The organism is Stenotrophomonas sp. PAMC25021 (genome assembly GCF_004795795.1).
In the GTDB taxonomy this organism is placed as follows: domain Bacteria; phylum Pseudomonadota; class Gammaproteobacteria; order Xanthomonadales; family Xanthomonadaceae; genus Stenotrophomonas; species Stenotrophomonas muris.
The window spans coordinates 1,396,845-1,422,378 of the sequence record NZ_CP039255.1 but is presented as its reverse complement, the minus strand read 5'-3'; the positions used below and the strand labels follow the sequence as shown (position 1 = coordinate 1,422,378).

At 69.0% G+C, this 25,534-nt stretch carries 13 protein-coding genes; 8 read left to right on the top strand and 5 right to left on the bottom strand.

From position 1 onward, the window contains the following. Positions 1 to 19: 19 nt before the first annotated feature. From E5790_RS06800 to E5790_RS06790, 3 genes are all read right to left on the bottom strand, one after another. On the bottom strand, positions 20 to 211 hold the full coding sequence (locus E5790_RS06800) for a YqaE/Pmp3 family membrane protein (protein WP_014035920.1): 192 nt from the start codon (positions 209 to 211) through the stop codon (positions 20 to 22). Between the two features lie 19 nt (positions 212 to 230). Next, complete coding sequence (locus tag E5790_RS06795; protein WP_111206579.1) at positions 231 to 656, bottom strand: DNA polymerase III subunit chi; 426 nt, start codon at positions 654 to 656, stop codon at positions 231 to 233. Positions 657 to 738: 82 nt separating this feature from the next. Further along, positions 739 to 2,217: a leucyl aminopeptidase gene (locus tag E5790_RS06790; protein ID WP_075076732.1), complete on the bottom strand. Its 1,479-nt coding sequence runs from the start codon at positions 2,215 to 2,217 to the stop codon at positions 739 to 741. A 104-nt stretch (positions 2,218 to 2,321) separates the two neighbouring features. Between E5790_RS06790 and lptF the strand changes: the two genes are divergently transcribed. Together lptF and lptG are read left to right on the top strand one after the other, a co-directional pair. Beyond that, positions 2,322 to 3,404, top strand: a complete 1,083-nt coding sequence (gene lptF, locus E5790_RS06785) for an LPS export ABC transporter permease LptF (RefSeq protein WP_032962260.1) — start codon at positions 2,322 to 2,324, stop codon at positions 3,402 to 3,404. Next, positions 3,401 to 4,507, top strand: coding sequence for an LPS export ABC transporter permease LptG (gene lptG / locus E5790_RS06780; RefSeq protein ID WP_032962258.1), 1,107 nt, complete (start codon positions 3,401 to 3,403; stop codon positions 4,505 to 4,507). Before lptF ends, lptG begins: the two co-directional genes overlap by 4 nt. 179 nt (positions 4,508 to 4,686) lie before the next feature. Here lptG and E5790_RS06775 read toward each other — a convergent pair whose 3' ends face one another. After that, entirely contained in the window at positions 4,687 to 5,178 is a 492-nt protein-coding gene (locus tag E5790_RS06775) for an RDD family protein (protein ID WP_111206585.1), read from the bottom strand. A gap of 56 nt (positions 5,179 to 5,234) precedes the next feature. On the opposite strand from E5790_RS06775, the gene xerD reads away from it, so the two are divergent. Both xerD and E5790_RS06765 read left to right on the top strand, forming a co-directional pair. After that, positions 5,235 to 6,212, top strand: coding sequence for a site-specific tyrosine recombinase XerD (xerD, locus tag E5790_RS06770; protein WP_046428433.1), 978 nt, complete (start codon positions 5,235 to 5,237; stop codon positions 6,210 to 6,212). A 100-nt stretch (positions 6,213 to 6,312) separates the two neighbouring features. Then, a complete protein-coding gene (locus tag E5790_RS06765; protein ID WP_111206581.1) occupies positions 6,313 to 7,098 on the top strand; it encodes a thioredoxin fold domain-containing protein in 786 nt (261 codons plus the stop codon). A gap of 121 nt (positions 7,099 to 7,219) precedes the next feature. Here the strand turns inward: E5790_RS06765 and E5790_RS06760 are convergent, their stop codons facing one another. After that, positions 7,220 to 9,319, bottom strand: coding sequence for a glycosyl hydrolase family 18 protein (locus E5790_RS06760; RefSeq protein WP_014645883.1), 2,100 nt, complete (start codon positions 9,317 to 9,319; stop codon positions 7,220 to 7,222). 821 nt (positions 9,320 to 10,140) lie between these two features. Between E5790_RS06760 and purL the strand changes: the two genes are divergently transcribed. The 4 genes from purL (at position 10,141) to gspE (ending at position 25,515) form a co-directional block, all read left to right on the top strand. Then, positions 10,141 to 14,025: a phosphoribosylformylglycinamidine synthase gene (purL, locus tag E5790_RS06755; protein ID WP_111205448.1), complete on the top strand. Its 3,885-nt coding sequence runs from the start codon at positions 10,141 to 10,143 to the stop codon at positions 14,023 to 14,025. A gap of 439 nt (positions 14,026 to 14,464) precedes the next feature. Then, positions 14,465 to 21,646, top strand: coding sequence for an ESPR-type extended signal peptide-containing protein (locus E5790_RS06745; RefSeq protein WP_111205447.1), 7,182 nt, complete (start codon positions 14,465 to 14,467; stop codon positions 21,644 to 21,646). Positions 21,647 to 21,803: 157 nt separating this feature from the next. Next, entirely contained in the window at positions 21,804 to 23,657 is a 1,854-nt protein-coding gene (locus E5790_RS06740) for a S8 family peptidase (RefSeq protein WP_014645887.1), read from the top strand. A gap of 136 nt (positions 23,658 to 23,793) precedes the next feature. Next, positions 23,794 to 25,515, top strand: coding sequence for a type II secretion system ATPase GspE (gspE, locus tag E5790_RS06735; RefSeq protein ID WP_032956506.1), 1,722 nt, complete (start codon positions 23,794 to 23,796; stop codon positions 25,513 to 25,515). Positions 25,516 to 25,534: the final 19 nt, after the last annotated feature.

The window sequence follows — 25,534 nt, the reverse complement described above, 5'->3', positions numbered from 1 at the left end:
AATCAAGGCGGAAGGGAGATCAGCGCGACCCGAGGGCGCGGCGGATCTTCTGGTCGGTGTGGTACTGGCTGACCGCGTAGGCGGCCCAGATGGCGGCGGGCAGCCAGCCGATCAGGGTGATCTGCAGGATCAGGCAGACGATCCCGGCCAGCGGCCGGCCGATGGTGAAGAAGGACAGCCAGGGAAGAATCAGGGCGATCAGCAGGCGCATCAAGGGGTCCTCGCCGGGCTCACATGTCGTGCTTGTTGAGGTCGTAACCGGCGGCCTTGTACTGGCGCCAGCGCTCGCGCAGCGGTTCGCGCGCTTCCGGATCGGCCGGCACCACTTCCAGCACACGCTCGCACTGGCCCAGCCAGGGCTCATCGCGCAGGTTGATCACCAGCGGGCGTGCCGGCGCGTCGGTGCCGGGTGCGGCGATCAGCACCAGGGCCTCTTCCTCGTCCATGTCTTCGCCGGCAATCTGGTGCGGGATGTAGGCATCGTTGTCGAACGCCCACAGCAGCTCGTCCAGTTCCTCGGCCTGGGCCTGGTCACGGGCCAGCACCAGGGTGAACAGCCCGGCGTCGTTGGCCTTGCGCGCCAGTTCGCAGACCAGGCGCAACGGCTCGGTCAGGAAGCGGGGCTTGGCGATCAGGTAGAAGTCGGCGCGGGGCATGGCAGGGTCCGGGTCAGGCAAGGGCCCGGCAGTGCCGGGCGAGGCCCCGGCCGGCGTCTGCCGGCCAGGGTCGGGTACGGCATCAGGCGCGGGCGACCTGGTCCAGCAGCCACTGGCTCAGCAGGCCGACCGGGCGGCCGGTGGCCATGCCACGCTTGCCTTCATCGCTGGCGACGCCTGCGATGTCCAGGTGGGCCCAGCGCTGGCCTTCGGTGAAGCGCGACAGGAAGCAGCCGGCGGTGATCGCGCCGGCCCAGCGGCCGCCGATGTTGTAGACGTCGGCGAAGGTCGAATCCAGCATCGGCTGGTACTCGTCCCACAGCGGCAGGCGCCAGGCGCGGTCGAACACGTGCTCGCCGGCGGCCAGCAGCTCGTTGGCCAGGTCGTCGTGCTTGCTCATCAGGCCGGCGGTCTGGTGGCCCAGGGCGACCATGCAGGCACCGGTCAGGGTGGCGACGTCGACCAGCGCGGCCGGCTCGAAGCGCTGTGCGTAGGTCAGCGCGTCGCACAGGATCAGGCGGCCTTCGGCGTCGGTGTTGCCGACTTCGATGGTCTTGCCCGACATCGAGGTGATCACGTCGGAAGGACGGTAGGCGTTGCCGTCGATGGCGTTTTCCACCGCCGGCACCACCACCACCAGGTTCAGCGGCAGCTTGGCCTTGACCGCCGCGACGAAGGTGCCGATGACGTTGGCGCCGCCGCACATGTCGTACTTCATCTCTTCGATGCCGCCCTGGGTCTTCAGGTTGACGCCACCGGTATCGAAGGTGATGCCCTTGCCGACCAGCACGTAGGGCTTGGCGTCGCCGCCATTGTTCCACTTCAGCACGACCAGGCGCGGGCGGTTGGCCGAACCGCGGGCCACGGCCAGCAGCGAGCCCATGCCCAGCGCTTCCATCTGGTGCTCGTCGAGGATCTCGGCTTCGGCACCCTCGTGCTCGCCGGCGAACTTCACGCCCACGTCGGCCAGATAGGCCGGGGTGCAATAGTTCGGCGGCAGATTGCCCAGCTCGCGGGCGAACTCGACACCGGCGGCGATGGCCTGGCCCTGGGCCAGGGCCTGGGCGTCGTCACCGGCCACGGCCAGCTGGGCCAGGCCGGCATCGTCGGCCTTCTTCTTGCCCAGGGTGGCGGTGTAGCGGTAGGCGGCGTGATCGGCGGCGATCACTGCCTGGCGGATCGCCCAGGCCGCGTCGCGGTCCTTGATGGCCACTTCGGACAGGGTGAACAGCGCGCTGCGGACGGCGCCGGCCTTCAGCGCGCGCACCGCGTCGCCCACGGCCTTCAGGTACTGCGGCACGCCGAAGCGGGCGGCGTCGCCGAGGCCGACCACCAGCACGCGCGGCGCGGTCACGCCCGGCAGGTCGTGCAGCAGGGTGGTCGCGCCGGTCTTGCCGGACAGGTCGCCACGCTGGGCCAGGGCGGCCAGGCGGCCACCGCTGGCGGCGTCCAGGGCCTGCGCGGCCGGGGTCAGGGTATGGTCGGCATACGCGCCGACCACCAGGCAATCAACGGTGGCGGCGGCCGGAGCAACGTGGTTCAGGGTGAATTCGAGGGCCATTGAGCAGATTCCATTGGCGAGTCCGTACAATCGCAGGCCGTTTACGCCCAGACAGTAGACTGGGCGGCACCGCGAACGAACCCCAGAGTTTAAACCACCGCCCCATGCTGAAGCTCGACCGATACCTGCTGGGCGATTTCGTCCAGAGTTTCCTGGCTACCCTGATCGTCCTGCTGGTGGTCAGCGTGGGCGGCGTGCTGGTGGACATCCTCGGCAACATCGCCGACGGACGCCTGCCGGCCAAGCTGCTGTTCTCCCAGCTGGGCCTGCAGTTCATCGCCTACCTGCCGCTGATCCTGCCGCTGGCGCTGATGCTGGGCCTGCTGCTGGCCGTGGCCCGGCTCTACCGCGACTCGGAGATGGCGGTCATCACCGCCATTGGCGTGGGGCCCAAGCGGCTGCTGCGGCCACTGCTGATGCTGGTGGTGCCGGTGGTGCTGCTGGTCGGCGCCTGCTCGCTGTGGCTGGGCCCGTGGGCCGGCCGGATGGCCGAGCAGATGATCATCGAGGCCAACCGCAGCGTGCTGATGGCCGGCCTGGAGCCGGGCCGCTTCACCCCGCTGCCCAATGGCGGCGTGGTGTACCTGTCCTCGATCTCGCCCGATGGCACCCAGCTGGGCAAGGTGTTCCTGCAGCGCCAGAAGGATGACCGCCTGGAAGTGGTGTCCGCCAATGGTGGCCGCATGTTCTTCGAGGGCACCCGCCAGCGCTTCCTGGAGCTGGATGATGGCCACCAGGTGGAAGGCCCGGTGGCCGGCGCGCTGGATTACCGGCTGGCGACCTTTGCCCGCAACGACGTGGCCCTGCCCGACGGTGCACAGACCCGCACCGAGGACGACCCGGAACTGATGCCGACCCTGCAGCTGATCGGCGATGAGCGCCCCCAGGCGCAGGCGCAGCTGCACCGCCGCCTGGCACCGCCGCTGATCGCGCTGGCCTTCGCCCTGCTGACCGTGCCGCTGGGCCGCAGCTCGCCGCGCCAGCAGCGCTACGGCCGCATGATGCTGGCCCTGATGGCCTACATGGTGGGCACCAACCTGATGTTCATCGGCAGTGGCTGGATCGCCAACGGCAAGATTCCGGCCGCGCTCGGCCTGTGGTGGTTGACCGTGCCGCTGCTGGCGCTGGCGATCTGGATGTATGCACGTGATGGCCGCCTGGGCCGCTCGAAGGGAGCCCGCGCATGAGGCTGCGCCCGATGCGTTTCGATCTGTACCTGGGCCAGTCGGTGTTCACCACGGTGCTGCTGACCTGGGCGGTGCTGGTCGGCCTGGACGTGGTGATGGCGTTCTCCGGCGAGTTCAAGGACATCGGCAAGAACGGCTACACCCTGGGCCATGCCGCCGCCTGGGTGCTGTACACGGTGCCGCGCCGCGCCTACACGATGTTCCCGACCGCCGCGGTGATCGGCGCGCTGATGGGCCTGGGCCAGCTGGCCGCGACCTCGGAGCTGACCGCACTGCGTGCGCTGGGCCTGTCGCGCAAGCGCCTGAGCGTGTCGGTGGCGATCGCGCTGTCGCTGCTGACCGCAGTGATGGTGCTCAGCGCCGAGACGCTGGGCCCGTGGGGACAGGACCGTGCCGATGCATTGAAGGCCAGTGCCAAGTGGGGGCGGGACATCTCCACCACCCGCTACTCCGGCCTATGGGCACGCGAAGGCGACACCTTCCTCAACGCCCAGAGCGGCGAGGAACAGCTGGTGGGCGACAAGGGCACGCGGCTGATCCTGCGTGACGTGCGCCTGTACCGGATCGCCGAAGACGGCAATATCGCCTCGTTGACCCATGCCGCCACCGCCGAGCACGACAAGGACGGTTGGGTGCTGACCGGGGTGCGTCGCGACACCTTCGGCGAGCGCTCGGCCACCCGCCAGGAAGTGGCGCGTGAGCCGTGGAACTCGAAGCTGGATCCGGCGGCGCTGGCCACCGGCATCGCCAAGCCGCGAAACCTCAGCGTGGCCGAGCTGAGTACCAGCATTGCCTATCGCCAGCGCAACGGGCTGGATGCGCGCGATTTCGAGGATGTTTACTGGAGCCGCTGGTTCTACCCGGTGAACGTGCTGGCGCTGTGCCTGGCCGCGGTGCCGTTCGCGTTCGGGTCGCTGCGTAGCGGCGGCATGGGCAAGCGCCTGTTCCTGGGCATCCTGTTTGCACTGGGCTTCTGGCTGCTGCAGCTGTTCTTCGGCCGCATGGCCGGTGCGCTGAAGTTCGATTACCGCATTGCCTATGCGCTGCCGCCGATCGTCATGCTGGCCGTGTCCGGACTGTTGTTCCGGCGCAAGTCGGGCTGATTCTGGTAGCGCGGGGCCATGCCCGGCGCTACCGGGGCAATCCACCGCTTCGGCATCCGTGCCACGACCACCAGCATCCCGGCCCAGCGTGCTGGATTCTGTAGAGCCGAGCCCATGCTCGGCTGCTTTTTGCGCACCGCCTGCCAGCCGAGCATGGGCTCGGCTCTACAGATCGTGCATCACCGCTTGGGCATGCGCACCAGGCGGGTGCCGCTGGCGCGGTCGTGCCAGGTCAGGCGTTGGCGGTCGACCCAGGCCCACCAGAATCCCAGGCCGCCCAGCAGCAGCGACAGCGTCCCCACCGCGAAGCGCAGCCACAGCTGGCCGCGCCGCAACGGCGTGCCATCGCGCGACTGCAGTTTCAGCCGCCACGGCCGCATGCCCAGTGTCTGCCCGCCACGGCGCCAGCTGGCCGTGGCATACCACCCCGTGATCGCCCAGCACACCGCCCACAGCAGCCACTGCCAGATACTGAACGGTGCGATGTTCTCGCGCTGCGCGTGGCCGCTGAAGGTGTAGGCGAGGGTGAACAGCGTGCCGGCCAGCATCCACAGCGCCAGCACCGGCAGCGCGTCGTAGACCATCGCCAGCATGCGCCAGGGCAGCAGCGCGCGCGGACGGAGCGTTTCGGTAGCGGCTGCAGGGGCCGTGTCGGTGGCAGGGCGGGACATGCGCCGAGCATACGCAAAGCTGGCCGTGCCCGCAGTGGCCCTCGTATCCTGCATGCATGGCCCTTGTTTCCACCCCCGCCGAACGCCGCCAGCTGGTCCAGCAACTGCCCGAGCTGCGCGCCGACGACAGTGTGCGCATCCAGCGCTTCCTCGATGCGATCTGGGCCGAGAACGGCCTGGCCCGCGCCACCCTGGACAGCTACCGGCGCGACCTGGAAGGGCTGGCGCGCTGGATGGATGGACGCGACGGTGGCCTGGCCGGCATCGAACGTCCCGGGCTGTTCGACTACCTGGCCTGGCGCACCCGCCACGGCTGGTCGCCGCGCAGCAACGCGCGCCTGCTGTCGGCGCTGCGGGCGTTCTTCGCCGATGGCGTGCGCCGTGGCGAACGCAGCGAAGACCCCAGTGCGCTGCTCGACCCCCCGAAGCTGCCGCGGCTGTTGCCCAAGGCGCTGGCCGAGAGCCAGATCGATGCGCTGCTGGCGGCACCGGACATCGACAGCCCGCTGGGCCTGCGCGACCGCGCCATGCTGGAACTGATGTATGCCGCCGGCCTGCGCGTGAGCGAGCTGGTGCTGCTGCCGGCCACGGCGGTCAACCTGCGCCAGGGCGTGTTGCGGGTCACCGGCAAGGGCAGCAAGGAGCGGCTGGTGCCGCTGGGCGAGGAATCGCAGCACTGGCTGGAGCGTTACCTGCAGCAGTCGCGCCCGCTGCTGGTCGGCAAGGGCAAGGTGCATGCCCTGGCGGATGGTCAGACCCCGTTGTTCATCGAGCCGACGTTGCATGCGCTGACCCGGCAGGCGTTCTGGCACCTGGTCAAGCGCCACGCGCAGGTGGCCGGCATCGACCCGGCGCGGATCAGCCCGCATGGCCTGCGCCACAGCTTCGCCACCCATCTGCTCAACCGCGGTGCCGACCTGCGCGCGCTGCAGATGCTGCTCGGCCACAGTTCCTTGTCGACCACCCAGATCTACACCCTGGTAGCGCGCGAGCATCTGCAGAAGCTGCACGCCCGCCACCATCCGCGCGGCTGAGCGCCGGGCTGAATCGCTGCCCGGGGCCGTGCCGGGCGGCGCGGCCCGGTACCGGCGGCTGTGTCAGAATCCGGAGTCTTCTTCTGTTGCGGATCGCTCCATGCTCCGATTTGCCATCGCCGCCGTGTTCGGTGCGCTCAGCCTGACCGCCTGCGCCCAGCCGGCTCCGCCGGCCGCCAAGGCGCCTGTTGCCACTGCGGCCAAGGCCAGCCCGGCCGCCAACGCGCCGGCCGACCAGGCGGTACGTGCCGCGTTGACCGCGCTCAATCCGGGTTTCCAGGTCGATTACATCGGTGCCGCGCCGTTCCCCGGCTTCCGCGAGGTCGTCGTTTCCGGCCAGCTGCTGTACGTGTCCGATGACGGGCGCTACCTGTTCCAGTCGCAGCCTTACGACACCCGCGCCAAGGGCCCGGCCAACAGCGAGGGCCTGCTTGGTTACCGCCGCGGCCTGCTGGCCAAGGCCAACCACGGCGATCGCATCGTGTTTGCCGCGCCGAACGCCAAGTACACCATCAGCGTGTTCACCGACATCGAGTGTGGTTACTGCCGCAAGCTGCACCAGGACATCGCCGAACTCAACCGCAACGGCATCACCGTCGAGTACCTGGCGTTTCCGCGCATGGGCCTGGGCAGCAAGGACTACACCGACATGATCTCGGTCTGGTGTGCAGCGGATCGTCGCCAGGCGCTGACCAACGCCAAGCGCGGTGGCAGCGTGCCGGCCAGGAACTGCACCAACCCGGTGGCGATGCAGTACGCGCTGGGCCAGCAGCTGGGCGTGAATGGAACGCCGGCGATCTTCGCGCCGGATGGCACCCAGCTGGGCGGCTACCTGCCGCCGGCGCAGCTGCGTGCCGCGCTGGAGAAGCTGTCGGCCAAGCGCTGATCGTCGCTGGTCTTTTTCTGTAGAGCCGAGCCCATGCTCGGCTGCGGAAACAGCAGCCGAGCATGGGCTCGGCTCTACAGGCAGGAAGCCGGGGATGCGTGTCGCATCCCCGGCCTTTTGCTTACTTCAGGCCATCACTGACCGCCTTGGTCAGCGTGCCCTGCGCATCGTCACCGCTGAACTCCCAGACGAACGCGCCGCCCAGGCCCTGGGTCTTCACGTAACCCATCTTGCGGGTGATGTTGGCCGGGGTGTCGAAGCTCCACAGCGTGCTGCCGTTGTAGATCCAGGTGGCACCGGCGGTGTTGTCGGTGTAGCCCGGCCACGCCAGGTTCTTCAGCACCTTCCAGTCCTCGATGCCGGCTTCATACGTACCCGGGGCGGCGCCGGTCGCGGTCTGGTACAGGCCGTTGTTGGCGTTGGCCACACCCGTCCAGCCACGCCCGTAGTAGCCAATGCCCAGGTTGAGCTTGGCGGCGGGCACGCCACGGCTGATGAAGGCCTCGATGGCGTCGTTGCTGTTGTACAGCTTCTGGTCGCCGGTGGACGGATCATTCGGCGAATCGAACAGCGCCGACTGGTGATTGGTCTTCGCATCCCACGCGCCGTGGAAGTCGTAGGTCATCACGTTGATGTAGTCCAGGTACGGGTGGTAGGCGGCCGGATCGGTGACACGGATCTTGTCGATGCCGGCACCCACCGCCACCGTCAGCAACAGGCCCGGCCGCACCGCATCGAGCTGGCGGCGGAACTCGGCCATCAGCGCGGTGAAGTTGGCGTTGTCTTCCGGCTTGCCGCATTCGATGCCACAGGCCACCGGGTATTCCCAGTCGATGTCGATGCCGTCGAACACGCCCAGCGCGGCACCGGCACCGCCGGCACCGTCGGTCACCGGCAGGTTGCCCTTGATGTAGGCGTCGATGCACGAGGCGACGAAGGCCTGGCGGTTTTCCGGGCGCGCTGCGCTGGAGAAGCCGCGCGACCAGGTCCAGCCACCCAGCGAGATCAGCACCTTCATGCCCGGGTATTTGGCCTTGAGCTGCTTGAGCTGGTTCCAGTTGCCGCGCAGCGGCTGGTCCCAGGTATCGGCACTGCCGCTGACGCTCTCGGCGGCACTGAAGGCCTTGGTGTAGTCGGCGAAGGCATCGCCACCGGCACCGCTGTTCGGATCCGACGGCTGGGTGATGCCGACTTCGCATCGGTTGTTGCGCACGTTGCCGAACGCGTAGTTGATGTGGGTCAGGCGTGCGGCCGAGCCGCTGCTGTCGATGTTCTTGACCCGGTAGTTGCGGCCGTAGATGCCCCACTGGGTGAAGTAACCGATGACGCGCTTGCCGGTGGTGCCGCCGTCACCGGCCAGCGTGGTGGCGCTGATTTCGGTGCCCTGCGCCGACGCGTTGCCGGCGTTGTCGCGCGCCCGCACGCGGTAACGGTAGGTGGTCGATGCGGTCAGCCCGCCATCCACATAGCTGGCGCTGGACGGCGAACCGACCAGGCTGCCGTTGCGGTACACGTCATAGCCAGCCAGGCCACTGCCACCGGTGTTGTCGGTGGACGGGCTCCAGCTGAGCGCGATGCTGTTGGCGGTACGGGTGCCGACCGCCAGCCCGCCCGGCACGCTCGGTGCGGTGGTGTCGCCACCGGCGGCGTTGACGGTGATGGTGATGGTCGGGGTGCTGGTGGTGGCGTTGTTGTTGTCGGTCGCGACCGCACGCAGGGTGTGGCTGCCGGCGCTGGCATTGGCCCAGCTGGCCGCATACGGCGCACCGGTGGCCACGCCCAGCGAGCTGCCGTCGCGGAAGAACTCGACCTTGGCGACGCTGCCGTCCGGGTCACTGGCGGTAGCGGTCACGTTGACCGTGCTGCCGGCGCTGAAGGTGGCGCCGTTGGCCGGCGAGGTCAGGCTGACCACCGGCGGCTGGTTGCTGCCGCTGCCATCGCAGGCACCAAGGTTGGTGTAGTAGGGCGCACCGGCCGGATGGTCCGGCGGCGCGTTCCAGATGTCCTGGTTCGCCCGATAGAGGACGCCTCCTTTCTGCAGGGTATCGCCGGCCCGGTAGATCCTGGCCTGGTCCCACTGGGCCACGCCGGCACAGCTGGCAGCCTGCGCCAGGCCGGGCAGGGCGGCGGTACCGGCGGCCAGGGCAAGCAGCCAGGCCAGGTGGCGGGGACGACAGCTTCGGGTCGAACGTTCGGCACTGCGCACAATCGGGTCGTACATGGGTAAGTCTCCGATCAAAGGGCGCGCGGGCCCCGATGGCGCCGCGCGTGACGCAGGTCCGGGCGTCGCCCGGGAAGGCGACGGAGGGGGCGGACGGGGTACCTGGGGGGCCGGGGAGAGAGTCCGGCGCCAGGTGGGGACAACGTTGTCATCAATCGCGTGGTCAATCCGTGAGCAAGCGCATGGTTCCGGGATTCGGGCGGAGAGCGGCGCTGCGCGCGGTCGGCGGCCATCGGCGGAGCCCCATCGTGGCTGGGGGCTTTCCGCGAAAAGCAGATTTCTGGGGTTGGCCGGGTGGGTGGGCTGCGCAGGGGACGCCGTGAATACGTCCCTGTAGGCTCGGGCGCGCCATCCATGGCGCTTACGCCCCTGCGCAACCCACCCGCCCGGCCACGGACAGGTTCCTGCGCGGCCAGCCACGAAAGACAGAACAAAAAATCAAAAGCAAAAGCCGGTCGCTTCGCTCTTCAATGCCCGACTTCTGAGATTTCCCTGGTTGCCGGCCAGCGGCCGGCACTACCGCAGAGCATGCACGCATGGCGTGGATTTACCGCAGATCGCGGAAATCTGTCGAAGGCGGGGTGGGTCCGGTGGCGGGGGTGTCCGCGGCATGGATGCCGCGGCCAAGCCCCCAGGGACGGGTTTACGGCGTCCCCCGCCACCGGACCCACCCCGCCACCCCACGGGAACCCCGCTTTTGCTTTGGCCGTTGCTGTTGCCGTTGCCCTGGCCTCGGCGGGTGCCGGGCGCCGCCCGGCCAGAGCCCTTCCCCCGCTTCCGGTACAATGTCGGGCCCGTTTCCCAACTACGGTTCCCCGGACATGATGGTCCTCGAGGGCGCGCCCGCCCTGTCGCCGTTCCGCCGCGAACGTCTTGAATCCCGCCTGCAGTCCATCGCTCCCTCCCTGCGCATCAGCGGTGCCTGGCACGTCTATTTCGTGCAGCCCGAAGGCAGCGCCGCCCCAGACCTGACCACCCTGTGCCGCATCCTCGAAGCGGCGCCGCAGGCCGAAGCCGTGGCCGACGGCGCGGTCAGCCGCATCGTGGTGCCGCGCCTGGGCACGCTGTCGCCGTGGTCGAGCAAGGCCACCGAACTGGTCCGCGGTGCCGGCCAGCCGGTCAGCCGGGTCGAACGTGGCCTGCGCATCGACGTGCAGGGCTGGCCGGCCGATGCCGCCGCCCAGCAGGCGCTGGTCAAGGCGCTGCACGACCCGATGACGCAGTCGGTGCTGGAGACCGTGGAACAGGGCCAGGCGCTGTTCTCGGCACCGGCCCGGGGTGAACTGGAGCGCGTGCCGGTGGACCAGCTGGAGGCCGCCAACCAGCGCCTCGGCCTGGCCATGGCCCAGGACGAGATCGACTACCTGCGCGAGCGTTTCACTGCGCTGGGCCGGTCGCCGTCGGACGTGGAACTGATGATGTTCGCGCAGGCCAATTCCGAGCACTGCCGCCACAAGATCTTCAACGCCAGCTGGACCATCGACGGCCAGGAGCAGGACCGCTCGCTGTTCCGGATGATCAAGAACACCCACCAGCAGACTCCGCAGCACACGCTCAGCGCGTACAGCGACAATGCCGCGGTGATCGAAGGCCATCCGGCCTCGCGCTATCGCCCCGATCCGGCCAGTGGCGAATACCGCCGCGAGCCGCAGGTGCCCAGCGCGTTCCAGATCAAGGTGGAAACGCACAACCATCCGACCGCGATCGCGCCGTTCCCGGGTGCCTCGACCGGTGCCGGTGGCGAGATCCGCGATGAGGGCGCGACCGGCCGTGGCGGCAAGCCGAAGGCGGGCCTGACCGGCTTCTCGGTCTCGCACCTGCGCATCCCCGAGCTGCCGCAGCCGTGGGAAGCGCCGCGCGCGCTGAACCCGCGCATGGCGCCGGCGCTGGAAATCATGACCGACGGCCCGCTCGGCGGCGCCGCGTTCAACAACGAATTCGGCCGACCGAACCTGCTCGGCTACTTCCGCAGCTTCGAGCTGCCGGAAGGCGCCGATCTGGTGCGTGCGTACGACAAGCCGATCATGCTGGCCGGCGGCCTCGGCGCGATTGATCGCGTGCAGGTCGACAAGATCCCGCTGCAGGCCGGTGATGCGGTCATCGTGCTCGGCGGGCCGGCGATGCTGATCGGCCTGGGCGGTGGCGCCGCCAGTTCGGTGGCCTCCGGCGAGAGCGCCGAGGACCTGGACTTTGCCAGCGTGCAGCGCGACAACCCGGAAATGGAGCGCCGCTGCCAGGAGGTCATCGACCGCTGCGTGGCGATGGGCGCCAACAACCCGATCAAGTTCTTCCACGACGTCGGTGCCGGTGGCCTGTCCAATGCCATCCCCGAACTGCTGCACGACTCCAAGGTCGGCGGTGTCATCGACCTGGGCAAGGTGCCCACCGATGATCCGTCGCTGTCGCCGATGCAGCTGTGGTGCAACGAGTCGCAGGAGCGCTACGTGCTGGGCGTGGCCCAGGAGCGCCTGGCCGAGTTCGCCGCGCTGTGCGCCCGCGAGCGCTGCCCGTTCGCTGCCGTTGGCGTGGCCACCGCCGAGGAGCACCTGGTGGTGGCCTACGGTGCCGTGCCGGGCCACACCCCGGCCGATGCGCCGATCGACCTGCCGATGGACGTGCTGTTCGGCAAGCCGCCGAAGATGCACCGCGACACCGCGCACCCGCCGGCACCGCGCTGGCCGGTGCTGAAGACCGGCGGCCTGGACCTGCAGGAAGCCGGCCTGCGCGTACTCGCGCACCCGACCGTCGCCTCGAAGAACTTCCTGGTCACCATCGGTGACCGCAGCGTCGGTGGCCTGACCGCGCGTGAGCAGATGGTCGGCCCGTGGCAGCTGCCGGTGGCCGACGTGGCGATCACCCTGGCCGACTTCGATGGCGTGGCCGGCGAAGCGATGTCGATCGGCGAGCGCACCCCGCTGGCCCTGCTCGACGCCGCTGCGTCGGCACGCATGGCGGTGGGCGAAGCGCTGACCAACCTGTGTGCGGCCCCGGTCGATGCGCTGGATGAAATCAAGCTGTCGGCGAACTGGATGGCCGCGGCCGGCCATCCGGGCGAAGACGCACTGCTGTACGACGCGGTGAAGGCGGTGGGCATGGAACTGTGCCCGCAGCTGGACATCAGCATCCCGGTGGGCAAGGACTCGCTGTCGATGCAGGCGCAGTGGCACGACCAGGGCGAAGCGCACAAGAGCGTGTCGCCGGTGTCGCTGGTGATCTCGGCGTTCGCGCCGGTCGCCGACGTGCGCAAGCAGCTGACCCCGCTGCTCGACCGCGACGTGGACAGCGAGCTGTGGCTGATCGGCCTGGGTGCCGGCAAGCAGCGCCTGGGCGGTTCGATCCTGGCCCAGGTGCACGCCGACCATGGCGACCTGCCGGCCTTCGCCGGTGCCGCTCCGGACCTGGACGATCCGCAGCGCCTGCGTGGCTTCTTCGAGCTGATCCGCGATGCGCGCCAGTCCGGCCTGCTGCTGGCCTACCACGACCGCAGCGACGGTGGTGCCTTCGCCGCGCTGTGCGAAATGGCCTTCACTTCGCGTCTTGGCCTGGACATCACGCTCGATGCCTGGGGCGATGATCCGTTCCGCAGCCTGTTCAACGAAGAACTGGGTGCGGTGGTGCAGATCGCGCGCGAAGACCGCGCTGCGTTCGCCGACCTGGTCGAACGCCACGCACTGACCGAATGCGCACAGCGCATCGCCAAGCCGACCACCGCGCCGGTGGTGCGCGTGTCGCTGGGTGGCGAGAACCTGGCCGAATGGCGTTGGGACGCACTGTTCGACGCCTGGTGGTCGGTCACCCACGCGATGCAGAAGCGCCGCGACAACCCGGCCAACGCCGATGCCGAGCGCGAGGTCGCCCGTGCCTTCAACGCACCGGGCCTGAAGCCCAAGCTCAGCTTCGACCTGAACGAGGATGTGGCGGCACCGTTCATCAGCACCGGTGCGCGTCCGCGCGTGGCGGTGCTGCGCGAGCAGGGCGTCAACGGCCAGATCGAAATGGCCAACGCCTTCGAACGTGCCGGCTTCCGCGCCTTCGACGTGCACATGAGCGACCTGATCGAAGGCCGCGTGGCGCTGCAGGATTTCACCGGCCTGGTCGCCTGCGGCGGCTTCAGCTACGGCGATGTGCTCGGTGCCGGCCGTGGCTGGGCCACCTCGATCCTGGAGCGCAGTGCGCTGCGTGATGCCTTCGCCGCGTTCTTCGCGCGCGAAGACAGCTTCGCGCTGGGCGTGTGCAACGGCTGCCAGATGATGAGCCAGCTCAAGAACATCATCCCGGGTGCCGGACACTGGCCGCAGTTCCGCCGCAATGCCAGCGAGCAGTTCGAAGCCCGCACCGCGCTGCTGGAAGTGGTGGAATCGCCGTCGATCCTGCTGCGTGGCATGGCCGGCTCGCGCCTGCCGGTAGCGGTGGCGCACGGCGAAGGCCAGGCCGTGTTCGACAACGCCGTCGACCAGGCTGCCGCCCGCGTCTCGCTGCGCTACATCGATGGCCATGGCAACGTCGCCAGCCAGTACCCGCTGAACCCGAACGGTTCGCCGGACGGCATCACCGGCCTGACCAGCACCGACGGCCGCGTCACCATCATGATGCCGCACCCGGAGCGCACCCCGCGCGCGCTCAACCTGAGCTGGGCACCGGCTGAATGGCAGGGTGATTCGCCGTGGATGCGCATGTTCCGCAACGCGCGGGTGTGGTGCGGCTGATCGCAGCGTTCCGCGCAGGCCGCAATGCCACCGCGTATGGAAAAACCCGCCGCTTTGTCGGCGGGTTTTTCTTTGTGTGCGTGAAATTGCTGATCTGGCCGCTAGTTACATCCGTTTTCATGCGCCAGCAGTTCGTCACGTATGTCTAACAAAATGCCTTTATAAACACGTGAAATAGTGAACTGCTTCACGGCAATAGGATTTGTCGTGTCAAAGTCTTGACGATCTGCAAAGTTGCCGTTAACACTTGAACCCCGTTTCAGAATCATTCATTTCGCAGTAACCGGTTGGCGCACGCGCTCGGTTTTCTGTCGCTGCGCGCCGTTCGGCAATACCCCGCAGTAAATCACGCGAATAAACGCCCCCAGGGGACGTTGGGCCGGAAAGCCCAGCGGTGGCGTTGCTTTGCCCAAAACCAGTCCAATCAGGAGCCGTACCGATGAATCGGATTTATCGCAAGGTCTGGAACAAAGCACTGGGTCAGTTGGTGGTGGCCTCGGAACTGGCCTCCTCCGACAGCAGCAGTGGCGGGGTCGTCGACCAGCGCCGCGATGCGACACAGGCCACGCCCGCACTGCTGGCGGTGGCACTGGGCCTGGTATTGGGGTTGGGCATGAGCGGCAGCGCGACGGCACAGTCGGTGCAGATCGGCGGCAGCGCCACCTGCGTTGCATTCAGCGGCAAGCTGCTGGAAAAGTGCCTGATCGAAGGCTCGGCCACGGCCAAGGGCAGCAACGCGGTGGCGATCGGCAGCAACAGCAATGCCAGCGCCGCCAACAGCGTGGCGCTGGGCGCTGGCTCCAAGGCCACGCGGGCCAATACCGTGTCCATCGGCGATGCCGGCAAGGAGCGGCAGATCACCAACGTGGCTGCTGGCACGCAGGGCACCGATGCGGTGAACAAGGCGCAGCTGGACGCGCAGGCGCGCGCCACGCAGGCCGCGCTGGCTGATGTAGCCGCCGATGGAAACCGCTATTTCAAGGCCGACGGCGCAGGCGATGACAGCGACGCGGCGAAGATCGAGGGGCAGGGCGCAGTCGCGGCCGGCGCCGGTGCACAGGCGCTGGCCAACGCCACCACCGCCATCGGAACCCAGGCCATTGCCGCCGGTCTCGGCGCCAGTGCCTTCGGCCAGGGCGCCCTGGCCATCGGCGATGCCAGCGTGGTGGTCGGGCAGAGCGCGGCCGCGTTCGGGCTTGGCGATACAGCCGTCGGCGCCAGCGCGTACGCAGCCAGCGAGAACGGCGCGGCCACCGCACTCGGTGCGTTGTCCGAAGCCACTGCCGATGGCGCGACGGCCGTCGGCGGTGGTGCCGTGGCGATGGGCCCGGGCAGCACCGCACTGGGCCGCGGCGCCACTGCCGCCAATGAAGCATCGATCGCGGTGGGGGCGTTCAGCACTGCCGTGGGTGAGTACAGCACCGCGCTGGGGTCCAACTCGGCGGCGGTCGCCACCGGCAGCGTGGCGCTGGGCGCCGGCTCGCTGGCCGACCGTGTCGACACCGTGTCGGTCGGCGCCGCCGAATACGGCCTGACCCGGCAGATCACCAGCGTCGCGGCGGGCACCGAAGACACCGACGCGGTCAACGTCGGCCAGTTGAAGGGCGTCGCCGCCGTGGCCGATGCCACCGCCAAGCGTTTCCAGGCCACGGGCAGCAGCAACAGTGATGCGGGTGCATTGGCCGAGGGCGACGAGGCGCTGGCGGCTGGCGAGGCCGCCAATGCGATCGGCAAGGGTGCGACGGCCGTGGGCGCCGGTGCAACCGCCGTCGCGCAGAACGCCACCGCCGTTGGCAACAACGCACTGGCCTCAGGTCAGAACAGCGCCGCGTTCGGCAACAATGCACAGGCCAACGGCCCAGGCAGTGTCGCCGTCGGTGGTGCTGCGGTGGATGCCGATGGCAATCCGCTGATCACCAGTGGCGGCGTGCCGGTGGAAACCGGCGCCACCAGTGCCGGTGTCGGGGGTACTGCGGTGGGTGCGAGTGCCGAGGCCGGTGGTTTCGCCGCGTCGTCCTATGGCGTTGGCGCATATGCCGCCGGCGCGCAGTCGTCCGCGTTCGGTGCGGTTGCCAATGCCATCGGTGATTACTCCACCGCGCTGGGTACGCAGAGCAATGCCACCGGCACCAGCAGCGTGGCCATCGGCGGCCCGGCCGATCTGATTCCAGGCCTGGGCTTCTTCGTGCAGACCCAGGCCAGCGGCGAAGCGTCGACCGCCGTCGGCGCCGGTGCCATCGCCAGCGGTGATCGCGCGGTGGCCAACGGCAGCCTGACCGAAGCGTCCGGCGCCGAAGCGACTGCGGTCGGCTACTTCGCCTACGCACCGGGCGAGAACGCCAGCGCGCTCGGCGCGCAGACCTGGGCCAGCGGCGCGCAGAGCACCGCCGTGGGCTACTACGCCACCGCACGCGGTGCCAACAGCGTTGCGCTCGGCGCCAACTCCGAAGCGGTGCGTGCCAACAGCGTGGCCGTGGGCAGTGCCGGCAACGAACGGCAGATCACCAGCGTCGCCGCGGGCAGTGAAGCCACCGATGCAGTGAACAAGGCGCAGCTCGACGCGGTGGCCAGCACCGCCGACAGCACAGCGCGCTTCTTCCAGGCCCAGCCGGAAGCAGGCAGCGATGCGGGTGCATTGGCCGAGGGCGAAGGTGCGGTTGCGGCGGGTTCGTCGAGCAATGCGATCGGCGCCGGCGCGGTTGCACAGGGCGCAGCAGCCTCGGCCATCGGTGACGACGCCGTGGCGGTGGGTCGCAACAGCAACGCCACCGGCAATGGCGGTGTTGCCATCGGTGGCCTCGGCCAGGCCTACGACGAGTACAACCAGCCGATCATCGGTGCCGACGGTACGGCACAGCAGGTCGGCACCACTGCCGTCGCCGACGCCACAGCGGTCGGCAGTGGTGCGCAGGCGACCGGTGCTGCCAGCAGTGCGTTCGGCAACGCCGCCAGGGCCAGCGGAGACAACAGCTTCGCGGCCGGCGGCAAGTCGCGTGCGACCGGCAGCTACGCGGTTGCGGTTGGCGACAGCGCCTTCGCCAGCAGTGACGACAGCACCGCCGTCGGTGGCTACAGCTGGGCTACCGCAAGCGGGGCGAGTGCGTTCGGCTCCGGCGCCTGGGCAACGGCCACCAATGCCTCGGCATTTGGCAACGCGGCCTGGGCCAGTGGCAGTGGTGCGACCTCCATCGGTTACAACAGCTGGGCCAACGGCACCAGCTCCACCGCCGTCGGTCGCGGCGCATTCGGTTATGGCGACAACAGCGTGGCGCTCGGCTTCCAGGCGCTGGGCAACAGCCTCAACAGCATCGCCATCGGCACCAACACGGTGGCCGGTGGTGAAAGCGCGATCGCGCTCGGTGCCGGCAGCAACGCCAGCGCCAGCAACGCCGTCGCACTGGGCGCCGGCTCGGTCGCCAACCGCGCCCGCAGCGTTTCGGTCGGCAGCACCGGCAACGAACGCCAGGTGACCAACGTCGCCGCCGGTACCCAGGCCACCGACGCGGTGAACAAGGCGCAGCTGGATGCCGTGGCGGGCGCGGCAGCCACCACCAGCCGCTTCTTCCAGGCCAGCGGCAACGGCGGTGATGTGGCCGGTGCACTGGTGGACGGTGACAACGCGCTGGCCGCCGGTGATGCGGCCAACGCCATCGGCAACGGGGCCACCGCACTCGGCAGTGGCGCCAACGCGCTGGCCAGCAATGCGCAGGCACTGGGCGTCAACGCCCTGGCCAGCGCCGCCAACGCCAGCGCGGTCGGTGCAAATGCGCAGGCGACCGCTGAATACGCAACCGCGCAGGGTGCGGAAAGCGAGGCCAGTGGCGAGCAGAGTGCGGCGTTCGGTGCGGCCAGCATCGCCAGCGGTGCTGGCAGCACCGCGACCGGCGTGCTGTCCGAAGCCTCCGGCGAGGAGGCGGTGGCAGTGGGGTACTTCAGCAATGCCAGTGGCAGCGGCGCCACCGCGGTCGGCAGCGAGAGTGTCGCCAGTGGCACCGCGTCGGCAGCGTTCGGCATCGGTGCCGAGGCGACCGGCGGCTACAGCACCGCCATCGGTGGCTATGCACAGGCCTCGGCCTTCAATGCCACAGCCTTCGGCAACTTCGCCAATGCCTCCGGCTCCAACAGCGTGGCGCTGGGCGGTGATTCGGAAGCCTCCGGTGCCTACAGCACCGCCACTGGCCAGGGCAGCCTGGCCACCGGCACCAACAGCGTCGCCGTCGGCGGATCGCTGTTCGGCGTGCTGGCCACCGAAGCATCGGGCAACTACTCCACCGCCGTCGGTGGCGGCGCCTGGTCCGGTGGCATCAACAGCACCGCGCTGGGCAACGCCGCCGAATCGCGCGCTGCCAACAGCGTGGCGCTGGGTGCCGATTCGATCGCCGACCGCGACAACACCGTGTCGGTCGGCGGCGGTGGCAACACCCGCCAGATCACCAACGTGGCTGATGGCACGCAGGGCAATGATGCGGTCAACAAGAACCAGCTCGACGCCGTAGCCGCCGCAGCGGAAAAGACCAGCAGGCAGTTCCAGGCCAGCGGCAACGCCGATGGCGAAACAGGGGCACTGGTCGAGGGCGACAACGCGCTGGCGGCCGGCGATGCGGCCAACGCCGTCGGCAACGGGGCCACCGCGCTGGGCAGCGGTGCCAACGCGCTGGCGGCCAACGCCACGGCCGTGGGCATCGATGCATTGGCCACCGGCAACAATGCGGCGGCGCTGGGCAGCACAGCGCAGGCCAGCGGTGAAGACAGCCTTGCGCTCGGCACCGGTGCCAGCGCCAGCGAGCTCGGCGCCAGCGCGGTCGGTGCGCGTGCACAGGCCAGCGGTGCGTACAGCACGGCAACCGGCACCGAATCCAACGCCAGCGGCACGCAGGCCCTGGCCAGCGGCTTCCGTAGTGCCGCCTCTGCCGATGGCACCACTGCCGTCGGTGGCTATGCCGAGGCCAGTGGACGCCTCGGCACCGCATTGGGCTACGGCTCGGCGGCCAGTGGTGCCAACACGACCGCCGTCGGCTTCGGTGCTGCTGCAGCCGGTACCGGTGCCGTGGCGGTGGGTCAGTCCAGCGAGGCCAGCGGCGAGGAGAGCGTGGCCATCGGTGGCAGCACCTTCTTCGGCCTGATCCCGTCGCGTGCCAGTGGCACCGGTGCGGCGGCGTTCGGTGCCGGCGCATGGGCGACCGAAGACTACGCCACGGCAATCGGCTGGAACTCGTGGGCCGCCGGCAGCAATGCCACGGCCCTGGGCGCCAACGCCACCGCCAACGGCAGCAACAGTGTCGCCCTCGGTGCCGGCTCCAAGGCCGACCGTGACAACACCGTGGCCGTCGGCAAGGCCGGTGGCGAACGCCAGGTGACCCATGTGGCAGCCGGTACCGAAGCCACCGACGCGGTGAACAAGGGCCAGCTGGATGCCGTTGCCAGCGTCGCCGACAGGACCAGCCGCCAGTTCCAGGCCAGCGGCAATGCCGATGGCGAGGCCGGTGCCCTGGTGGACGGTGACAACGCCTTGGCCGCCGGCAACGCGTCCAACGCCATCGGCAACGGTGCCACCGCGCTGGGCAGTGGCGCCAACGCGATGGCCGCCAACGCCACGGCGGTAGGCGCCGACGCCCTGGCGACCGGCAGCAACGCGGCGGCACTGGGTACCAACGCACAGGCCAGTGGTGTCGACAGCGTGGCCGTGGGCAGCGCTGCCAGCGCCAGTGAACTCGGCGCCAGCGCTACCGGCGCCGGCGCCCAGGCCAAGGGCGCCTACAGCACCGCCAGCGGCGCGCAGGCCACGGCCAGCGGCACGCAGTCGCAGGCCAGCGGTTTCCGCGCCACTGCCTCGGCCGATGGCGCCTCGGCGCTGGGCAGCTACGCCGAAGCCAGTGGTCGACTGGGTACTGCGGTGGGCTACGGCAGCAAGGCCACCGGTGCGAACGCCACCGCGGTGGGTGTCAGTGCCAACGCTTCGGCGGCCGGCAGCATCGCACTGGGCGCAGGCTCGGTGGCTGATCGTGCCAACACCGTGTCGGTCGGCAGTGCCAGCAGTGATCGACAGATCACCCGTGTCGCCGCCGGTACCGAGCGCACCGATGCAGTCAATCGTGGCCAGCTCGATGCGGTCGCGGCGACCGCCGATGGCACCGCACGCTACGTCAAGGCCAGCGGCGCGGGTACCGCCAGTGCCAGCGGCAGCGATGCCGCAGCGATCGGTTCGGCCGCCAGTGCCAGCGGCGCACGCAGCAATGCGCTGGGTGCCAATGCGATGGCCATCGGCAACGGTGCGCTTGCACTGGGCAACAGTGCCGGCGCGTCCGGTGCGAACTCGGTGGCACTGGGTGCGGGCTCGCGTGCGCTCGATGCCAACGTGGTGTCGGTCGGTGGTGGCAACGGCACCGATGGCCCGGCCGCGCGCCGCATCGTCAATGTGGCCGACGGCCGCATCGCCGCCGGCAGCAGCGACGCGGTCACCGGCTCGCAGCTCAACATCACCAACCAGCGCGTAGGCGCAGTGGAAACCCGTGTCGGTGATTTCGACTCGCGCATCGCCACGGTCGAGACCACGGCGGCCAGCGCCGTCGGCTATGACGACGCCAGCCGTGACCGCCTGACCCTGTCCGGCTTCCAGGGCACCACCATCGACAACGTCGGCGCGGGCAACATCGCCGCCGGCAGCCGCCAGGCGATCAATGGCGGGCAGCTGTTCCAGTCGCTCAGTGATGCCGCCAGCTTCCTCGGCGGTGGTGCCAGCGTCGGCATGCAGGGTGTGTTCGTGGCGCCGAACTACGTGATCCAGGGCGCCACCTACAGCAATGTCGGCGATGCGCTGGGCGCGCTGGACCGCAAGGTCAGTGAGATTGACCGTCGCACTGCCGGTGGCACGCGTGCAGGCGCGTCCAGCCTGCGCGCAATGAGTGCTTCGCTGGATGAAAGCCCGCAGGCCAGCGTGGCCGACGCACCGGCAACGGCCGATGCCGCGCCGGCCAGTACCGCACGCGTGCAGGGCACGCCGACGGTGGCCGCGGCGGGGGCGGGCATTCCGGTCGGCACCCCGGCCACCGGCTTCAACGCCGTGGCCATGGGCGATGGCGCGGTAGCCAGCGGCGCTTCGTCCACGGCCATCGGCCAGGGCGCCAGTGCCACGGCGGCAAATGCCGTGGCGCTGGGCCAGGGCTCGGTTGCCGATCGTGCCAACACGGTCTCGGTGGGCAGCGAAGGCAACGAACGCCAGGTCACCAACGTCGCCGCCGGCACCACCGCCACCGACGCCGTCAACAAGGGCCAGCTGGATCGTGGCATGGCGACGGCGAACAGCTACACCGACAGTCGCGTCCAGGCCGTTGCCGACAGCTTCGATGTGTTCAAGGGCGAGATCGACGGACGCCTGCGCCACATGGACCGCCGCATCGACCGCCAGGGCGCGATGAGCGCAGCGATGCTCAACATGGCTACCAGTGCCGCCGGTATCCGCACCCAGAACCGTGTCGGCGTCGGCATCGGTTTCCAGGGTGGCGAGTCGGCGTTGTCGCTGGGTTACCAGCGTGCGATCAGCGATCGCGCCACGGTCACCTTCGGCGGCGCCTTCAGCAGTGACGACAGTTCGGTCGGCGTCGGTGCCGGCTTCGGCTGGTAAGCCACTCCATCGCGCCGGCGGCCACCCACGCCGGCGCCGTACCTGCAGTGAGGGCCTGGGGGGAGGTCACGGCAATCCCGGCTGGGCCGGCCGGGAGTCGTCAAGGAATGATGGCCGCAGTGTTGGTTCGATCCATGACCCAGAAGAGGAATTCGACGTGATCAAGAAGCAGAACCTTCGCATCAATGTGCTTGCCGCCGCCGTGCTGTCGATGACGGCGGTCGGTGCCGTCCACGCCGCCGGGTTGCCGACCCGTGAACCGGTGCGCCAGGCCAGCACCGCCCAGCCGGGTACCGAGCGCATCATCGTCAAGTACCGGGCCGGCGCTGCTGCCGCGACCGACCGCTCGGCGAAGCTGTCCACCGTGCAGTCCGCACTGACCCGTGCCAGTCTCTCCGGCGGCACGTCACGCGCCAGCACGCTCGGCCCGCAGGTGGTCCGCAAGCTGTCTACCGGTGCGGACCTCATCCGTGTGCAGGGCCGCCTGGCACCGGCCGAACTGCAGCGCGTGCTGAAGGAACTGAAGGCCGATCCGTCGGTGCAGTACGCCGAAGCCGACGTGAAACTGCGCCGCAGCGAACTGCGTGCCGGCAACGTGCAGCCGGCGCTGGTGCCGAACGATCCCTTCTACCAGCAGAACCAGTGGCATCTGCACAATGCGGTCGGCGGCATCAACGCACCGGCGGCGTGGGATGTCTCGCAGGGCGAGGGCATCGTGGTGGCAGTGATCGACACCGGCGTCCTGCCGCAGCATCCGGACCTGGTCGGAAACCTGCTGGAAGGCTACGACTTCATCAGCGATGCGGAGACCTCGCGGCGCCCGACCAACGATCGCGTGCCGGGTGCGCAGGACTACGGTGATTGGGTCGAGAACGACAACGAGTGCTATGACGGCTCGCTGGCCGACGACAGTTCCTGGCACGGCACCCACGTCGCCGGCACCGTGGCCGAGCAGACCAACAACGGCGTCGGCATGGCCGGTGTCGCCTACAAGGCCAAGGTGCTGCCGGTCCGCGTGCTGGGCAAGTGCGGCGGCTACCTGTCCGACATCGCTGATGCGGTGACCTGGGCCTCCGGTGGTACCGTGACCGGCATCCCGGCCAACACCAATCCGGCCGAGATCATCAACATGAGCCTGGGGGGCGGTGGTTCCTGCGCCAGCACCTACCAGGACGCGATCAACGGCGCGATCTCGCGCGGTACCACGGTGGTGGTGGCTGCCGGCAATGAAGCCGACAACGCGTCCAAGTACCAGCCGGCCAGCTGCGAAGGCGTGGTGACCGTGGGTGCCACCCGCATCACCGGTGGCATCACCTACTACTCCAACTATGGAGCCCGCGTGGACCTGTCCGGTCCGGGCGGTGGCGGCAGTGTCGACGGCAACCCGGGCGGCTACATCTGGCAGACCGGCTCCAATGCGGCCACCACGCCGGAATCGGGCACGCCGGGCTACATGGGCATGGGCGGTACCTCGATGGCCTCGCCGCATGTGGCCGCCGTTGCGGCACTGGTGCAGAGCGCACTGATCGCCAAGGGCAAGGATCCGTTGACCCCGGCCGCGATGCGTACCCTGCTGAAGGAAACGGCGCGTCCGTTCCCGGTCGCCATCCCGGCGGCGACCCCGATCGGTACCGGCATCCTCGATGCCAAGGCCGCGCTGGCCAAGGCACTGGAAGAACCGTGCACCGAAAACTGCGGGCCGGTGGCCACGCCGCTGACCAACAAGGCCGCAGTCGGCGGCCTGAACGGTGCTGCCGGCAGCAGCAAGCTGTACAGCTTCGAAGCCGTCGCCGGAAAGCAGCTCAGCGTGATCACCTACGGTGGCACCGGCAACGTCTCGGTCTACATTGCCCAGGGGCGTGAGCCGAGCGCCAGCGACAACGACGGCAAGTCGACCCGTCCCGGCACGTCCGAAACGGTGCGGGTGAACAAGCCGGTGGCGGGCACCTATTACATCAAGGTGGTGGGCGAAGCGGCATACAACGGCGTGAGCATTCTCGCCACGCAGTAATCACCTCGTGTCGTAGTTGAACGGCCGACGCCCGTCACCCTGTGTGACGGGCTTCGTCTTTTTACGAAAGGTGGCCGCAGGGCGGCGGAAATCACGGCTTAACTGCTAAAGTCGGGCCGATTGACAGGAGAGTCACGTGAACGCGCTCGCTGCAACCGTTACCGACGACGCCGAAGGCCGCATCCTGGATGCGTTGCTGGCGCGCGGTCGGCTCAAGGAAGGAGACCTGGCACGCGCGCGGCCATTGCATGCCGAGGCCGGCGGCAGTCTGCTGGGCCTGCTGGTGCGCCTGGGCCTGGTGTCTGAACGCGACCAGGCACAGGCCAGCGCTGAGGTGCTGGGCCTGCCGCTGCTGGAGGGCAAGCAGGTGCCGGAGGCCCCGCCGCAGGCGCTGGCCGAGGGCCTTCCGCTGTCGCTGCGCTTCCTGAAGCAGTTCCATGTGTGCCCGCTGGAGTTGGATGAACACGGGGTGCGGCTGTGGCTGGCCGATGCCCACGACGCCTATCCACAGCAGGCCGTGCAGTTGGCCCTTGGGGTTCCGGTGATACCGGTGCTGGGCATGCGCGCGGAGATCGATGACCTGGTCGAGCGCTGGTTCGGCCAGGGCCGCAGCGCGATGGGCGCGATCGTGGAAACCGCGGATGGCGAGGGCGGTGCGGTCGACGACATCGAGCACCTGCGCGACCTTGCGTCGGAAGCACCGGTGATCCGCCTGGTCAACCTGGTGATCCAGCGTGCGGTGGAGCTGCGCGCTTCGGATATCCATGTCGAACCGTTCGAGAGCCGGTTGAAGGTCCGCTACCGCGTCGATGGCGTGCTGGTGGAGGGCGAAAGCCCGCCGGCCAACCTCACCGCTGCGGTGATCAGCCGCATCAAGATCATGGCCCGGCTCAACATCGCCGAGCGCCGCCTGCCGCAGGACGGCCGCATCATGCTGCGCGTGCAGGGCAAGGAGCTGGACCTGCGCGTGAGCACGGTACCGACCGCGCATGGCGAAAGCGTGGTGATGCGCCTGCTGGACCGCGAAACGGTGGTGTTCGATTTCCACCGGCTCGGCTTCACCGATGCCTTCCTGCCGCAGTTCCGCAAGGTGCTGGAACAGCCGCATGGCATCCTGCTGGTCACCGGCCCGACCGGCTCGGGCAAGACCACCACGCTGTACACCGCGCTGAGCCAGCTCAACACCGCCGACGTCAAGATCATCACGGTCGAAGACCCGGTGGAATACCAGATCGAAGGCATCAACCAGATCCAGGCCAAGCCGCAGATCGGCCTCGACTTCGCCAATGCCCTGCGCAGCATCGTGCGCCAGGATCCGGACATCATCATGATCGGTGAAATGCGCGACCTGGAAACCGCGCGCATCGCCATCCAGTCGGCGCTGACCGGCCACCTGGTGCTGTCCACCCTGCATACCAACAACGCCGCCGGTGGCATCACCCGCCTGCTCGACATGGGCGTGGAGGACTACCTGCTCACGTCCACCATCAACGGCATCCTGGCCCAGCGCCTGGTACGCCGGCTGGAGCCGACCCACGCCGAGCGCTACGAAGCCTCGCCGGAAGAGATCGAGCGGTTCGAACTGCGCCGCCTGCAGCCGGAAGGGCCGATCCACCTGTACCGCCCGAAGCCGTCTGCGCTGGCACCGACCGGCTACCTGGGGCGTACCACCATCATGGAATTCCTGGTGATGAACGATGCGCTGCGCCGTGCGGTGATGCGCCGCGATGGCATGGGCGAGATCGAGCGCATCGCCCGCGAGGCCGGCATGCGCACCATGTACGAGGATGGCCTGTCCAAGGCGTTGAGCGGGCAGACCACCATCGAGGAAGTGCTGCGCGTGACCGAGGAAAGCTGATGCGTGCAGGACGCCGGGG

What these genes read in the sequence shown, in the direction of transcription:
- E5790_RS06800 (WP_014035920.1), bottom strand. Translation starts at nt 211, where the DNA reads ATGCGCCTGCTGATCGCCCTGATTCTTCCCTGGCTGTCCTTCTTCACC.
- E5790_RS06795 (WP_111206579.1), bottom strand. Translation starts at nt 656, where the DNA reads ATGCCCCGCGCCGACTTCTACCTGATCGCCAAGCCCCGCTTCCTGACC.
- E5790_RS06790 (WP_075076732.1), bottom strand. Translation starts at nt 2,217, where the DNA reads ATGGCCCTCGAATTCACCCTGAACCACGTTGCTCCGGCCGCCGCCACC.
- lptF (WP_032962260.1), top strand. Translation starts at nt 2,322, where the DNA reads ATGCTGAAGCTCGACCGATACCTGCTGGGCGATTTCGTCCAGAGTTTC.
- lptG (WP_032962258.1), top strand. Translation starts at nt 3,401, where the DNA reads ATGAGGCTGCGCCCGATGCGTTTCGATCTGTACCTGGGCCAGTCGGTG.
- E5790_RS06775 (WP_111206585.1), bottom strand. Translation starts at nt 5,178, where the DNA reads ATGTCCCGCCCTGCCACCGACACGGCCCCTGCAGCCGCTACCGAAACG.
- xerD (WP_046428433.1), top strand. Translation starts at nt 5,235, where the DNA reads ATGGCCCTTGTTTCCACCCCCGCCGAACGCCGCCAGCTGGTCCAGCAA.
- E5790_RS06765 (WP_111206581.1), top strand. Translation starts at nt 6,313, where the DNA reads ATGCTCCGATTTGCCATCGCCGCCGTGTTCGGTGCGCTCAGCCTGACC.
- E5790_RS06760 (WP_014645883.1), bottom strand. Translation starts at nt 9,319, where the DNA reads ATGTACGACCCGATTGTGCGCAGTGCCGAACGTTCGACCCGAAGCTGT.
- purL (WP_111205448.1), top strand. Translation starts at nt 10,141, where the DNA reads ATGATGGTCCTCGAGGGCGCGCCCGCCCTGTCGCCGTTCCGCCGCGAA.
- E5790_RS06745 (WP_111205447.1), top strand. Translation starts at nt 14,465, where the DNA reads ATGAATCGGATTTATCGCAAGGTCTGGAACAAAGCACTGGGTCAGTTG.